The 13510-nt window shown below is 56.6% G+C and carries 16 protein-coding genes and 1 pseudogene; 8 read left to right on the top strand and 9 right to left on the bottom strand.

All coding sequences use genetic code 11. From position 1 onward, the window contains the following. Positions 1-153: 153 nt before the first annotated feature. The 5 genes and pseudogenes from AC3WK5_RS25855 to AC3WK5_RS25835 all read right to left on the bottom strand — a co-directional run. A pseudogene (locus AC3WK5_RS25855) lies at positions 154-258 on the bottom strand (PIN-like domain-containing protein); the annotation flags it as partial. Continuing rightward, entirely contained in the window at positions 255-947 is a 693-nt protein-coding gene (locus AC3WK5_RS25850; protein ID WP_103320274.1) for a MerR family transcriptional regulator, read from the bottom strand. The gene AC3WK5_RS25850 and the pseudogene AC3WK5_RS25855, both read right to left, overlap by 4 nt. Before the next feature lie 451 nt (positions 948-1398). Continuing rightward, positions 1399-1656 carry a hypothetical protein gene (locus AC3WK5_RS25845; RefSeq protein WP_103320275.1) on the bottom strand — a complete coding sequence of 86 codons (258 nt, stop codon included), beginning with the start codon at positions 1654-1656 and terminating at the stop codon, positions 1399-1401. Positions 1657-1691: 35 nt separating this feature from the next. Then, on the bottom strand, positions 1692-1985 hold the full coding sequence (locus AC3WK5_RS25840; RefSeq protein ID WP_103320277.1) for a DUF6124 family protein: 294 nt from the start codon (positions 1983-1985) through the stop codon (positions 1692-1694). Positions 1986-2030: 45 nt separating this feature from the next. Next, positions 2031-2249 carry a hypothetical protein gene (locus AC3WK5_RS25835; protein WP_177474875.1) on the bottom strand — a complete coding sequence of 73 codons (219 nt, stop codon included), beginning with the start codon at positions 2247-2249 and terminating at the stop codon, positions 2031-2033. Here AC3WK5_RS25835 and AC3WK5_RS25830 point away from each other — a divergent pair. From AC3WK5_RS25830 to AC3WK5_RS25820, 3 genes are all read left to right on the top strand, one after another. Further along, entirely contained in the window at positions 2233-2670 is a 438-nt protein-coding gene (locus AC3WK5_RS25830) for a YciI family protein (protein WP_103320279.1), read from the top strand. The two genes, AC3WK5_RS25835 and AC3WK5_RS25830, sit on opposite strands and share 17 nt — an antisense overlap. A 191-nt stretch (positions 2671-2861) precedes the next feature. Beyond that, positions 2862-3281 carry a hypothetical protein gene (locus AC3WK5_RS25825; RefSeq protein ID WP_146039846.1) on the top strand — a complete coding sequence of 140 codons (420 nt, stop codon included), beginning with the start codon at positions 2862-2864 and terminating at the stop codon, positions 3279-3281. Between the two features lie 68 nt (positions 3282-3349). After that, complete coding sequence (locus AC3WK5_RS25820; protein WP_256585332.1) at positions 3350-3877, top strand: hypothetical protein; 528 nt, start codon at positions 3350-3352, stop codon at positions 3875-3877. A 35-nt stretch (positions 3878-3912) separates the two neighbouring features. Here the strand turns inward: AC3WK5_RS25820 and AC3WK5_RS25815 are convergent, their stop codons facing one another. Both AC3WK5_RS25815 and AC3WK5_RS25810 read right to left on the bottom strand, forming a co-directional pair. Next, positions 3913-4440, bottom strand: a complete 528-nt coding sequence (locus tag AC3WK5_RS25815) for a GNAT family N-acetyltransferase (RefSeq protein WP_103320285.1) — start codon at positions 4438-4440, stop codon at positions 3913-3915. 100 nt (positions 4441-4540) lie between these two features. Beyond that, positions 4541-5113: a LuxR C-terminal-related transcriptional regulator gene (locus AC3WK5_RS25810; RefSeq protein ID WP_103320286.1), complete on the bottom strand. Its 573-nt coding sequence runs from the start codon at positions 5111-5113 to the stop codon at positions 4541-4543. 150 nt (positions 5114-5263) lie between these two features. Between AC3WK5_RS25810 and AC3WK5_RS25805 the strand changes: the two genes are divergently transcribed. Genes AC3WK5_RS25805 through AC3WK5_RS25795 form a run of 3 tightly spaced genes read left to right on the top strand, consistent with a single transcriptional unit; the run spans position 5264 to position 9369 of the window. Then, positions 5264-6442: an acetyl-CoA acetyltransferase gene (locus tag AC3WK5_RS25805; RefSeq protein ID WP_103320288.1), complete on the top strand. Its 1179-nt coding sequence runs from the start codon at positions 5264-5266 to the stop codon at positions 6440-6442. Positions 6443-6444: 2 nt separating this feature from the next. Next, positions 6445-7986: a class I adenylate-forming enzyme family protein gene (locus tag AC3WK5_RS25800; RefSeq protein WP_103320290.1), complete on the top strand. Its 1542-nt coding sequence runs from the start codon at positions 6445-6447 to the stop codon at positions 7984-7986. A gap of 42 nt (positions 7987-8028) precedes the next feature. Beyond that, positions 8029-9369, top strand: a complete 1341-nt coding sequence (locus tag AC3WK5_RS25795) for an MFS transporter (RefSeq protein WP_103320292.1) — start codon at positions 8029-8031, stop codon at positions 9367-9369. A 105-nt stretch (positions 9370-9474) separates the two neighbouring features. Here AC3WK5_RS25795 and AC3WK5_RS25790 read toward each other — a convergent pair whose 3' ends face one another. Both AC3WK5_RS25790 and AC3WK5_RS25785 read right to left on the bottom strand, forming a co-directional pair. Then, positions 9475-10329: a DUF1460 domain-containing protein gene (locus AC3WK5_RS25790; RefSeq protein ID WP_103320295.1), complete on the bottom strand. Its 855-nt coding sequence runs from the start codon at positions 10327-10329 to the stop codon at positions 9475-9477. Positions 10330-10417: 88 nt separating this feature from the next. Beyond that, positions 10418-11200 (bottom strand): AraC family transcriptional regulator, encoded by a 783-nt coding sequence (locus AC3WK5_RS25785; protein ID WP_103320297.1) that lies wholly within the window; start codon positions 11198-11200, stop codon positions 10418-10420. Positions 11201-11319: 119 nt separating this feature from the next. Between AC3WK5_RS25785 and AC3WK5_RS25780 the strand changes: the two genes are divergently transcribed. Further along, entirely contained in the window at positions 11320-12204 is an 885-nt protein-coding gene (locus AC3WK5_RS25780) for an EamA family transporter (protein WP_103320299.1), read from the top strand. Positions 12205-12644: 440 nt separating this feature from the next. Further along, positions 12645-13331 carry a hypothetical protein gene (locus AC3WK5_RS25775; protein ID WP_103320302.1) on the top strand — a complete coding sequence of 229 codons (687 nt, stop codon included), beginning with the start codon at positions 12645-12647 and terminating at the stop codon, positions 13329-13331. Positions 13332-13510 lie beyond the last annotated feature (179 nt).

Raw genomic sequence — 13510 nt, 5'->3', positions numbered from 1 at the left:
GCAGTCCAGCGGGAGCAAGCTCCCTCGCCACAGATACTTCTCAGGCCTCCAGACTTCCTTAAGTGAACAGCATTGCGGTGTAGGGCCTGGCTTTAGATTTTTATCTGATCAAGTTTTCCATGAGTCGCAAACTTCCAAGGCACACGGAACGCGGAAACTGTCCCGCAGTGGCGTCACGGTGTGGCCTTCGGATTTGGAGAGTTCGTTAAGGGCACGGGCCAGAGCGGGAGGGAGGTTGTTGTCCAGCAGGAAGTTCAAGCCGCATTCCCAAGCTCGAAATTAACTGCCGCGTCTACTGCGTTGGCAGGTATCTCGTAAAGTTGAGCAACGCGCTTGGCATCGTTCCCTTCGGCTTGATAAGCACTGAAAACAGTTGCCGTGTCGATCCCTGTAACGGAAAGCACAGGTTTTCCAAAGTTTCTGGAGGGGTCGAGAACAATGGCCTTGCTGCGTTTGATCGGGTACCAGCGTTGAGCGGCACCTGAGCCCGTGTAATCAATGCCTTCATAGAGCGATGGCGTGATGACCTGTTTGAAGGCGTATTGCTTTTTAACCAGGTCAAGCAAGGCGTCATCGCCGAGTTCATCCAGAACCGTGGCGAAAATGCTCCGTCCGTCTGTTTGGAATCGTTTGCAGGTAAAGGGATAGGCCTGATCAAACATCGCTTTTGCTTGCACCGAAGCGCTGCGAATAGCTTGCAAGCTAACGCCGTGCTTACGGAAAGCGTGAACAAAGCGAATTTCGAGAAGGTCGTGAAAACCCAGGATGGGTTCACCCAGATCAGCCAGTTCGGAGGGCCACAGACCAGGATGCAGAGCACCGTGGGCGGTATACCCGAACAACCAGCGGCGGATATCGGCGGCCGGAATGCCGGTGTAAAGCGCGGCTTCTGCCGGGGTATACAAGCCAATGCCAACAAGATGGCTGGGTAGCGCAGTGCGTTGCATGTGGCCTCCTTGTCAGCGGGTAGTGCGGAAGGTGGAGTCTGGTGGCAGTGGCGATCTCGATCAATCGGTTTGAGACGAACCGTCTGTATCGTTTGCCCAGATTAGGTTTGCGGCTCATTCCGCACAAGTTCACACACGACGCTTTGGCTTGCGGGAAATGTCCGAGCTCTGTCTCGGAAGATGCCTAGGCATTTTTGAGAGGTGATAATCCGTCAGCTTGGTCGACTTAAGAAATTCCGAGTACAACGCATGACACGTAGCAGCTGGCGAAGCCTGCGTTCGGCCGCGAAGCGGTCGTAAAATCATGCGGTGCGGTCTCCCAGATCGACCGAGGAGGCAGGATTTACGACTGTTGCACAGCCGAACGCAGGCTTCGCCAGCTGCTACGGGTCATGCGATGCCCCTGTCATCTCTTAACTGGCAGGCATTACTCACCAGGGCCATTTTTTCCTTACGACGGAAAAACCTGCGCCTGCAATCGTCGCCCAACGACATCCAGCAAATCACAACCATCGCGCAGTGAAACCACCAGCGCTCGTGCCAGTTCACTGTGAATCCCCTCGCCGGTGGCGACGATCTCCAGCAACTGGGTCGTGGTGCGGATGCGGTAGGCGGCTGTTTCATGCAACACGTCGAGTGGTGCCTCGGTGTCGATCAACAGGGATGCAACGGTGCAGTCGATGCCGGTGATGGGCATGTATCGAGTCATGGCAGAACCTCCATTCATAAGCAGAACGTGACGACTCAGTGGTGAGCGGCGGGTTGAGGTTCGTGCGCTGCGTCCGGCGTGTCGAAGTGCTCCAGCGCCCGATTCACCAGCAACTCACCCAGCACGATCAACTGCTGAATCGCCAGCGCCACGTTGCGACGCGAGTCTTCGAGCTGGAAGGCCAGGTCGCTGGTCATGACGTTGAGCGAGGCGAGGGTTTCGCTGGTGTGGATCAGCAGGGTTTCGGTGTCGATGTCAGGACGAAGGGTGAAGAGATTGCTTACAGGAGAGGTGGCTTTTTCGGGGATATTGAGGGTGAACTTTTTCATGCTGGAACTCCGGTAGTCTCGAGAGGCCTACACTTTTACGGCCTGTCACAACCGGTCGCTCATTTGCAGCGACGATTCAAAGGTATCTTCACGACAAGAGACTTTCCAGTTCATCAATGCCGCCGCAGTGTGCGGGAAATGTCCTAGGATCGTTGGGCGCGCGGTAATAAAAAATGAAGGGCTGTCGATTTGCGGCGCTACCGTTCGACAAGGTAGTGAGTAGTTCACATCCAACGGAGAGACGACGATGCGATTCATGATCATTATAAAAGCCAGCCAGGATTCTGAAGCCGGCGTGATGCCCAGCCAGGAATTGTTGACCGCGATGGGCAACTACAACGAAGAGCTGGTCAAGGCTGGCATCCTCCTCGGCGGCGAAGGCCTGCACCCCAGCAGCAAGGGCACCCGCGTACGCTTCTCGGGCGAGAAACGCACGGTGATCGACGGCCCGTTCGCCGAAACCAAAGAGCTGATCGCCGGCTACTGGCTGTGGCAGGTGAAGTCGAAGCAGGAAGCCATCGACTGGGTCAAACGCTGCCCCAACCCGATGCCGGGCACAGAGGCCGAGATCGAGATTCGCCAAGTGTTCGAGCCGGAGGATTTCGGCGCCGAGTTCACACCGGAGCTGCGTGAGCAGGAGGAGCGTGTGTGGGCGCAGGCGAAAGAACAGACAAAGAAGTGCTGAAACGGAAAGGGGTTGGTTTATTTTGACTTTGATTTTTGCGATGTGTGACGGAGACATCGGGCGAGACCAAATTTTACGTGCAGATCGTCTGAGAACTTGTTGGTATTGGTGACGAAACATCCGTCACCGACTATATTAGGTTTTCTTTATTCAAATTTGAGCATTGAAATAACGCTCAGCTCGAGGAAGTTATGTCCAAGGAACTCGAAAATGTAACCACCCAAATTTCTGACGACGAAGGTCGCGGATTGGTGGTTGTTATCGGTCCAGAAGGGCTCCCTCACGCCAAATACGTCAAGGGGCTTGATGGCAAAGGGGTGAAAGCTTCCTCGCTTTTGCACACGAGTGCTGCTGCATTGGACTACGCGATCTCCCACATTGCTGCTTCCACAAATTCTGACACTTGCTTTCACCACATATCCTCAGCTCCTCGAGCTACCAGCAGCGGACCTGAGGTTATGTGGGTAATTGCTTCAGCGAATGCTGCTGCGGCGTCGGCTCCTAGCGAAGCTTATAAGCGCATCAAAGAGTCAGCTTCTGAAATGCTGAAAGACCCGAAAAAGGTTCGTGCTTTTTTCGCTCGAGTGAATGGGGAAGCTTCGGCTAGCTGATGTATAGAATCTCCCCGTCCTTCGTTCTTGGTTTCCATGGATGCGAGCGAGAAGTAGGCGAGCGCGTTTTGGCCGGCGAACAAACCCTTTACGACAGTACCAACGATTATGATTGGCTCGGTGGTGGCGTCTACTTCTGGGAAAATAACCCTCAGCGTGCGCTGAGTTTTGCTACTAACGCGCAGAAACGAGAAAAAATCAAAGACCCCTTCGTCGTGGGGGCTGTGATCGATTTGGGCCGCTGTTTGGATTTCACCACGCAAAGCGCATTGCTCGAAATCCGCGAAAGCTTTCTTGGGCTTGAAGCCGCGTCGAAGCAAGAGGGTGGCCAACCGCTAAAGGAAAATACGCCTTATCTGCGTCGTCTTGACTGTCAGGTGATCGAAGCGCTTCATGCATTCCGAGAAATGGCTCAAATGGAGCCTTACGATTCTGTACGCTCGCCGTTCTGGGAGGGTGAACCGCTTTACACTGGTACAGATTTTATGCACGAGACTCATATCCAGCTCGCAGTTCGCAGTACCAAGTGCGTGAAGGGGTGGTTCAGGGTCCTTGATGTATCTGGAAAACCAGTAGAGTTTGTGCCGGTTGAGTGAGGCGCCGATCATTTTTCCGCTGACGGGGTCCTGCGTCACGAAGTGTACGGCGTTGCCGGTTTCAAACTCAGTGGCTTACTGCTCAAGGCGCAGTTACAAAGAAACCGCATCATCATCGACTTGGCCATTTCGCTAGTCTGCGTCCAGCCCAGGTCGCTATAGAGAGGTCTGCCCTTCGCTGTTGCGTGCAATATCGCGTAGCCGATATTTCGCTTCTGGAATGCGCTTTCTGCCAGCGCCATCATCTGTCGGGCCAAACCACGACGGCGGTAGTCTTTTTCCGTGTACACGTTGAGCACATACCCGCGTTTGTCCTGGGTTGGATGCAGCGGGTGAGGCGGCCAATCGATAGACATCAGGCCAATACCCGCTATCGGCACGCCCCCATCGAGCAACACAAATCCAAAGTACGACCCATCAATCAAGCGCGGTAACAACCACGCACGGAACGGTTCGGCCATGTGCCGAAGCGTGTCGTCATCACTTCCGGCTTCTCGAAACATTTCCTCCCGATGCCGACAAATCAGATCGATATCGCGTGCATCCACTTCGCGCCATTCCATATAAGGCTCCGAATATTGCTTCAACGAGTTTGAGTCTAGCTGGGTTCAGGAAGCCGGGGACAGACCCTACCAGGCGGAATAGGGGAGAAGGCCTTACCCGTCAACTCACAAAAATAATCTTCGACACCAACTCCGCGCTGTTTTTTGCCTGCAGCTTTTTCATCAGGCGGGCGCGGTGGACTTCCACGGTTCTGTGGGAAATTGCCAGTTTTTTGGCCACTTCCTTGCAGGTCAGGCCGTTGACGATGTGCATCGAGATTTCGCGTTCACGGGGCGTGAGGTTCACGGTGGCGTGGTGCGGCCGGTCCATGCGTTCGAAGTGCCAGACCATCAGTTTGAATGGATCGTCGGGGGTCAGGCTGTAGCCGTGCGACCTGGCCCAGAACACTTCACCGTTTTTGTGTTGCATGAAGCGTTCGTCGGAGTAGGAACCGCTTTGGCTGTTGCGCAACCAGGTCTGGCTGCGATTGCCGATGGCTTTGTAGTCCGCCTGGGAGGGATAGATCAGCAGGGTCAGATGACCCAGAAGCTCTTCGCGCTGGTAGCCGAACAGTTCCAGAAATGCCTCGTTGCAGTCGAGCATCACGCGGTTGCCGGTGATGAGTTGCGGGGCGGGCGACACCTTGAATGCCAGGCGCTCAAGGTCTTTCAGTTGATGTGCGAAGACGGTCATTGGGCATCCTGCCTCGATTAAATCCGGTACTGACGACGCTTTGTATCAGAGCGCTTACTTATTCATGTACGTAGTTGTACGAACTAGCGAGCGATCCGGGCGGTAGGTCATTGTAGGGAATGCCTGATCCAAGCACAGAAGAAAATCACCATGCCCCATGATTCCGTATCCATCGTCGCTGCCGCGCACTCTCGATTTGGCCGTCTGGACGGTTCCACGTTGGAAGACCTTATCGTTCAGGTCACCCGCGAAGCCCTGGAAGACGCCGCCATCGACGCCTCGGCAATCGACGCGATGTTCCTCGGGCATTTCAACTCGGGGATGGTTGCGGATGGTTTTCCCGCCTCGTTGATGCTGCAAGCCGACCCAGGCTTGCGCTTCAAGCCCGCGACCCGTTGCGAAAACGCCTGCGCTTCGGGTTCGGCGGCGATTCATGCAGGGATCAACGCGATCCGCTCAGGCTCAGCGGAGCTGGTATTGATCGTGGGCGCCGAGAAGATGACTTCCAACTCCACGGCCGACGTCACCAAGGCCCTGGCCGGTGCCGGTTATCAGAACGATGTCGAAGAGGCCGGGCTCAGTTTTCCGCAGCTGTTCGGCCTGGCCGCGCAACAGTACCGTGACCGCTACCAGTGCCCGATGGCATCGATGGCCGCGATCGCCACCAAGAACCACTCCAATGCCATGGCCAACCCCTTGGCGCAGATGCACCGGGTGATGGATTTCGAACACTGCAACAACGTGTCCAAGAGCAATCCGTATGTGGCGGAGTCGTTGCGCCTGACCGATTGCTCGCTGATCAGCGATGGGGCTGCGGCCATTGTGCTGGCCTCGTCCAAGCGCGCCAGGCGGTTTCGGCGTGACGTACTGATTCGCTCGGCGACGCAGGTCAACGATTTCCTGCCGATTGCCCAGCGCGACATTCTCGCGTTTGAAGGCCCGCAGCGCGCGATCCATTCGGCTCTGCGCGGGGCCAATATCACCTTGGCCGACCTGAGCTTTGCCGAGGTCCATGACTGCTTCACCATCGCCGAATTGCTGATCTACGAAGCCATGGGCCTGACGCCCAAAGGCGAGGGCCATCGGGCGCTGGATGACGGTATCGTGCGGGCGGGTGGACGTCTGCCGGTGAACCTGTCGGGCGGGCTCAAGGCCAAGGGGCATCCGGTGGGCGCCACGGGAGTGTCGATGCACGCAATGGCCTTTCGGCAGCTGACTGGCGAGCCGATTGGCCTGGCTGTGCCGAATCCCGAGTTCGGTCTGCTGTTCAACATGGGCGGCATGGCGGTCGCCAACTATGCTTCGGTGCTTCAGGCACGCAGGGCTTGAACATGAATATTGCTAACTGGTTGAACGACGCCGGCCGACGCTGGCCAGAGCGTCCAGCGTTGTTCGAGGGGCAGCGGCAAGTCGCCGACTACGCCACGTTTGCCGTCCTTGTCCGTAGCCGTGCAGCGCAACTTATAAACGAGCACGGTATTGCGCCCGGCGACCGTGTCGCGCTGTTCATGAAGAACAGTTGCGAATACCTCGAACTGCTTTATGCCGTCTGGTGGGTGGGCGCGGTGGTGGTGCCGATCAACTGCAAGCTGCACCCTGCTGAAGCCGGCTGGATCGTCGACAATGCGCAAGCCCGGCTGATTCTCACCGATGGCGGCAAGGTGTTCTCGCCCGAGGCGTTGCCGCAGGGCTGTCGAGAACTGAATGCAGCGGCCAGTCTGGCGTGCGCTTCGGTCGATGCGACGACGCTGGAAGATCCCTGTGCTCGTGATGCCGATGACCTTGCCTGGTTGTTCTACACCTCCGGCACCACCGGACGATCCAAGGGGGTGATGCTCTCTCATGGCAACCTGACGGCCATGTCGCTGTGTTATCCGCTCGACGTTGATCCGGTCAGTCCGGATGACGCGGTGGTCTACGCGGCCCCGATGTCCCATGGCGCCGGCCTCTACAACTTTATCCATGTGCGTTGCGGTGCTCGCCATGTGGTCCCCGAATCCCGTGGCTTCAAGGCCGACGAGCTGTTCGAGTTGGCGAGCGGGCTGCGCAATATCACCCTGTTCGCCGCACCGACCATGGTCAAGCGCATGGTTGAGCAGGCCCGTCGTCAAGGCTATGGCGGCGACGGGATCAAAACCATCGTCTACGGTGGTGCGCCAATGTACCTGGCGGATCTGCAAGACGCGGTCGAGACCTTTGGTGCACGGCTGGTGCAGATCTACGGTCAGGGCGAGAGCCCGATGACGATCAGCGCCTTGTCGCGAGAGCTGATCGCGGATCGCAACCGTCCCGACTGGGCTTCACTGGCCGCTTCCGTGGGGCGAGCACATTCGTGTGTGGAAATCAGGATTCTGGATTCCGAGCACCGGCCGTTGCCGCCCGGCCAGCCGGGGGAAATCGCCGTGCGCGGATCCACCGTCATGCAGGGCTACTGGCGCAACGACGCCGCGACTCGCCAGACCTTGTTGGATGGCTGGCTATTGACCGGCGACATCGGTTTTCTTGATTGCGCGGGATATCTGACGCTGACCGATCGCTCCAAGGATGTGATCATTTCCGGAGGCTGCAACGTTTACCCGCGGGAAGTCGAGGAAGTGCTGGCGCAACACCCTGAAGTATTTGAAGTCTGCGTGGTCGGCGAGCCGGATGTGCAGTGGGGGGAATCGGTGGTAGCGTTTGTCGTCCCCCGCAGTGCAGAGGGGCTCAACGAGTCTTTGCTCAATGCCTGGTTCATCGAGCGCATGGCGTCGTTCAAAAAGCCGAAGAAGTATGTGTTTCGCACAGAGCTGCCCAAGAACAGTTACGGCAAGATTCTCAAGACCGACTTGCGCCTCTGGTTGAAGGAGGCCGCGAGCGGCACTGCAGTTCCTTGAGTTGTGTTTTCCATGGATAGAAATCAGACAGGAGTCCCTCTCGTGGGCATTCAACAGAAAAACCCGGCCCGGCAACGGCGTCGGGCGTTTATCGGTGCAACGTCCGGCCACCTGATCGAGTGGTACGACTACGGCGTTTATGGTTTTCTCGCCGTCTATATCGGCAAGGCGTTCTTCGTATCCGACGACCCGACCAGCAGCCTGCTCGCCAGTTTTGCGGCTTTTGCCTTGAGCTTTTTCATCCGTCCGCTGGGGGGGCTGTTCTTCGGTCCGCTGGCGGACAAGATCGGCCGGCGCAAAACCTTGATCACGGTGCTGGTGATGATGGCCGGCTCTACCGTTCTGCTCGGGCTGCTGCCGACCTATGCCACGCTGGGTATCGCAGCGCCGATTCTTCTGGTGTTGATCCGCTGTGTGCAAGGCTTCTCGGCCGGTGGCGAGATCGGCACCATCACCAGCTTCATCTCCGAGTACGCTGGGCCCGGGCGACGTGGATTTGCGACGTGCTGGTTGATGGTGACGGCGGTACTCGGCCTGTTGCTGGGCGGTGCGGTGGCCAACGGCATGACCTGGGTGATGGGCGCTGACCTGATGCAAGCCTGGGGCTGGCGCATTCCGTTCCTGATAGCGGCGCCGCTGGGCCTGATCTCGATGTACATCCGCCTGAAGCTCGAAGACAGTCCCGAGTTCCTCGCGCTGCAGCGCGCAGGGGAAACCTCCAAAGCTCCTCTGCGAGAAGTCTGGCAGTGGAAACGGGCGATTGCCCTGGTGTTCTTCATCATTACCCTGCACAGCTCGATCTTCTATCTGGTGCTGACCTTCGCCTCGACCTACATGTCGAGCATCCTCAAGTTCGACAGCGGCACGACCTTGCTCTACGTCTTCGTCGCCAGCCTCTCGGCCGCAGTGGTCATGCCGTTCGGCGGCGCGTTCACCGATAAATACGGGCGCAAACCGTTTTTGCTGGTGGTCGGCACCCTGGCCACTTTGGCGATGTACTGGCTGTTCAAATCGGCACCCACGGCGACGCCGGCTTCGTTTATCTATCCGTTGATGACGGTGGCGATTTTGTTCGGCCTGTATGCCTCGTCGACTTACGCGTTGATGAGCGAGTTGTTGCCCACGCGAATCCGCTCCACCGGCATCGCGGTGGCGTACAACATTCCGGTGGCGGTATTTGGCGGTAGCGCACCGCTGATTTCTACCTGGCTTATCAAGGTAACCGGCGACATTACCTCGCCCTGGTACTTTTACATCGGCACGGGCGTGGTATCGCTGATCGCACTGGTGCTACTGCGCAAGGAGGATTTTGTCGCCTGCGCAAGTCCCGCCGAGGTGCCGAAGACTGGGCGAGCCGATCTGGCGTTGGCGCCCGCGCCTTGAACAGGTGAGTGATAGACAAAGCCCCAGATGCAACAAAGCCCGCACAAGACGGGCTTTGTTGATGTTTGAGGGGAGAGGGTTCGCACAAGATGGGCGAACCAGAACTCATTGAGCCTCAGGCACAGATTGCCGTGCCCGCAACACCACGATCCCCGGGGTCTTCGCGATGTAGTCCTTGAAGGGAGAGTCTACGACTTCCCGGTTCTTTTTCTTCGAAGAGGCATTACGCAGCACAGGCCCTTCGTCCTTGTTGATAAAGAACCCGGTATGGGTGACGTCGAGGCCGGCGAGTTGGGTGTAAATGCCAACGTAATCGCCAGTCTGCAAACGGCTGATCACATGGTCGTTAACAAACGCGCTGGGGATATAGGTAATCGTGCGCTCGGTCATGGGCACACCCGGCAAGTAAGCGCTGCCATCGGCTTTTCGATTGAGGCGCTTAACCACGGTTACCGCATGAGGGCTGATTTGCGCGGTGACGTCGTCGGCCAGTTTTTGCTCGGCCTGCGACCAGTCGGTGAAGAAGTGCCGGCGATGCAGGTAATCGAGATTGCCGTTCACATAACGCGTCTGAATGAGGTTTTTGAAGAAGTCCGCTTCATTGTTGGACTTTCTCAGCGCTTCGACGTAATCCAGATAGGTGAAACAGTCCAGGCCCCTGAAGTCGACGACCAATGCTTCCGGCGTGGTAGCAGAGCCCTGCAACCTGTTCGCGGAATAGGGCCGTCCCAAAAACTCCCGTGAAATCAGATTGTTCATCTGCCCTATGTCTTCGGGATTGATCGCTGAGCGTTCTTTGAGCAGGGCATCCAGTTTGCTGGCGGTATAACCATCCATGTTCAGTGGGGCGTGCCCATTTGCGGAGGCTACGTTCTCCACTGCTTTCGTTTTCTCGACGGGCAGCCCAGTCCCGCACGCTGTCAGCATGGATACCAAAAGAAATACAGCAGACCTGCGCATTCGAGTTTCCATCGTTTTCGGCTGTTACGTCGTAAATGGTAATGTTTATTGATAGGTCTGTGGGGATTTTGAGACTGCCGGGGAAAGTTCAAAGCATTTTTTTCGGGAAATACCGACTGGGTACTTCGCCCAGTACTCGACGGAAAACACTGGTGAAGGCACTCGGGCTGCTATAGCCCAGATCAGTTGCCACCCGCGTAATTGCCTCTCCGTTACCCAAACGCACCACGGCCGCCAACAGACATGCCTGCTGACGCCATTCGACAAAGCTGATACCGGTTTGTTGGCGAAACAGCCGGGTAAATGTGCGGCGGCTCATCCCGACCTGCCGAGTCATATCATCAATTCCGGTTTCCAGCGACGGTTGCTCCAGCAGCTTTCGACAGACGTGCACCAGTCGTGGTTCGCTCGGAAGAGGTGCATTGAGCGATAAGGGCGACATGCCGGCTATTTCGTGGAGCAGCAAGGTCATCAAATGTCCGTCCAGATCTTCCTTGGCATACAGTGCCGGAACGTCCATGGCCCGGATCAGCAGTTGTTTGAGCAATGCCGAGACGCCGAATACCTGGCAGTGCGCAGGCAGACCTAGTCGAGCGGCGGCGCGGTTACGGATGTAGGTATTAAGCATGGTCACCGGTCCGCTCATGCTCATCTCATGGGGGACGCCCGCCGGTACCCAGATAGCTCTTTGTGGGGGGACGACCCAGTTGCCCTGGCGAGTGAATACCGTGATGACGCCACAGGCGGCGTAGGCAAACTGGCCACGTTGGTGCGTATGCAGAGCAAAGTGTTGGCCATCCAGATAGTTATTGGCCGTGACCACTGCATCGCGGGGAGTGTTTTCGTAGGGATCTATTTCAGTTTCGCGCATGGCCCGAATTTAATGATTTATGACCTGACAGTGCAAGCGAGCCATTGCCCCTGTTGCGCATAGTGGCGTCGCGGTTGGGGCATACAGCCACTGGCCCGGCATACTGGAAATAGAACTTCATGCAGAAAAAACACCTGATCCTGGCCGTGTTGGTGACGGCTGTCTGGGGTCTGAACTTTCCCATCACCAAACTGGGTCTGGCGGCTATTGATCCACTGCTGCTGACGGCTCTTCGCTTTACGCTGGCGGCGTTGCCGTGGGTGTTTTTTGTCCGGCGGCCGTCGATCGCCATGGGGTGGTTGGCCGCCTATGGATTGATTTTCGGGGTCGCGATGTGGGCGTTGATTAACCTGGGCATCGAACTGGGTGTGCCACCAGGGACCGCAGCCCTGTTGATTCAGTTCAGTGCGTTTTTTACCTTGGGCTGGGGTGTATTGCTGTTTCGCGAACAATTGAGCCTTGGACAGACGCTTGGGATGGGGCTCGCAGCGCTGGGTTTGATCGGCATTATTTTCAGCAGCCCGGGCCAGGCAACGACAGTGGGTTATGGTTTGTTGCTGATGAGTGCATTTAGCTGGAGTGTCGGCAACATCATCATCAAACAATCAAAGGTCCGGGAAATGTTTGCCTTTGTGGTGTGGGCCAGCCTGTTCCCGCCGATCCCCTTACTGGCGCTCACCTGGCTGGCGCACGGTTCCGCTCCGTTTACCTCCCTGGTCACCCACCTTGAATGGGTGTCAGTGTTCTCGCTGTTGTTTCAAGTCTACGCGGCGACACACTTCTGTTATTGGGGCTGGAATCTACTGCTGCGAGAGTACCCGGTTTCCAGGGTGGCACCGCTGTCTTTATTGATACCGGTATTTGGCGTCGCCGGTTCGATGCTGATGCTCGGGCATCGGGTTGATTTCAACGAAGGGATTTCGATTGCGTTGATTCTATCGGCGCTCGCAGTGGGGTTGATGAAGGGGCGCGAGCGGGTGCGGATTGCGCAGGCTGGGCAATAGACGCGAGGGAACTGGCGATGTTGAAATCTGATTGCGGGAGATGAAAAGCCTTTTGCTCGAGCCTTGGACACAACACTGCCCCCATTGCGAGCAAGCCTCGTTTCTACGGGAGGGAAAATAGTTTTCCAAATCCCAGACGCAACAAAGCCCGAACTTGGCGGGCTCTGTTGATGTTTCGTTTGGCGCCTGGGGCATTTGAACTTGTCTCTGAAGCCCAAAATTTCATTGATGCTCAGGGGGTGTCGTTCGTTGAGATAAATGCCCCGACGCCAAGGCGGAGGTCGTAGGCCGGTACCTGGTGAACAAGTCCGTGTGCGGACTGGAGTGAACCGTGATAAACAAACGGCACGACTTACATCTCTGAGGGCTACCCAGAGATCACGCTTCGACTTAGAACACACAGCACGACACGGAAGATTTATCTACAAGGAGCAGGATGCATGTTGAAACCCATTATTCCCTTGGTCTTGGCAGCGGCCGTTTGTAGCGCGCAGGCGGATGTTCAGGTTCAGGTATCGCCGATGCCCGAGCAGTTGAAGAGTCTGAAGCCTGTCGCGGTTGCGGAGAGCAACTTAGAGGAGCGGAAGCGGCTCGACCGAATCGACTCAATAGTCCAGCGCTTCAATCTGAAGAAGGACGAGAAGTTTATTTACTCGGGTAACAAAACACCCAACCCATCCTTGGGGCTTTTGGATGTCGTCTATAAAGTTTATCCAGAAGACGCGCAGTTGAAGGTGGTTAAACTCGACGTGCAAAAAGGATATGCGCGTATATATCCTGTTGACCCCGAGGATATCCAACCGTATACGAGTTTCGCAGCGAGCCCCCTAGATGCCAGGATTGCCAGCGATATCCTGAATCCCGGCGCATCAGCGACCCGATCCAAAGCATATTTCAAGGAGTGGTACGACACTTACCAGTCGTCTCGGGTCAAACTTGCACGAAAAATAGTGGCGAGTGATGCCTGTGAGACCGTGACGAGTGTCGAGCTCTACAGTTTCAACGGGGATGTGTTCACTGCGTTCTGTGGAAACGGTATGGCGATCAGTCAAACCCCGGCAGAGATTGAAGCCGAACAGCCAATAGACCCAGCTATAAAAAAATGGGTAGTCAAGCGGCCCCGGTGAGTTCAGGTCTCGAGATTCCTGAGAGCTTGGGGGCCATTCAGATTACGTATTTTCGCCATGGCTCCCCTTCAAACGAACTCTGGACGGTTCCCATATACCGATTCAAAGCCATACCTGAGGACGGTAGCTCCGCGCGATTGATAGTCAGTACTCTCATCGACATCCCTGGCGCGTTAAAG

Source organism: Pseudomonas sp. FW306-02-D09B (genome assembly GCF_058782685.1).
The sequence above is the reverse complement of the archived record's forward strand: the minus strand, read 5'-3'. Positions and strand labels throughout refer to the sequence as shown.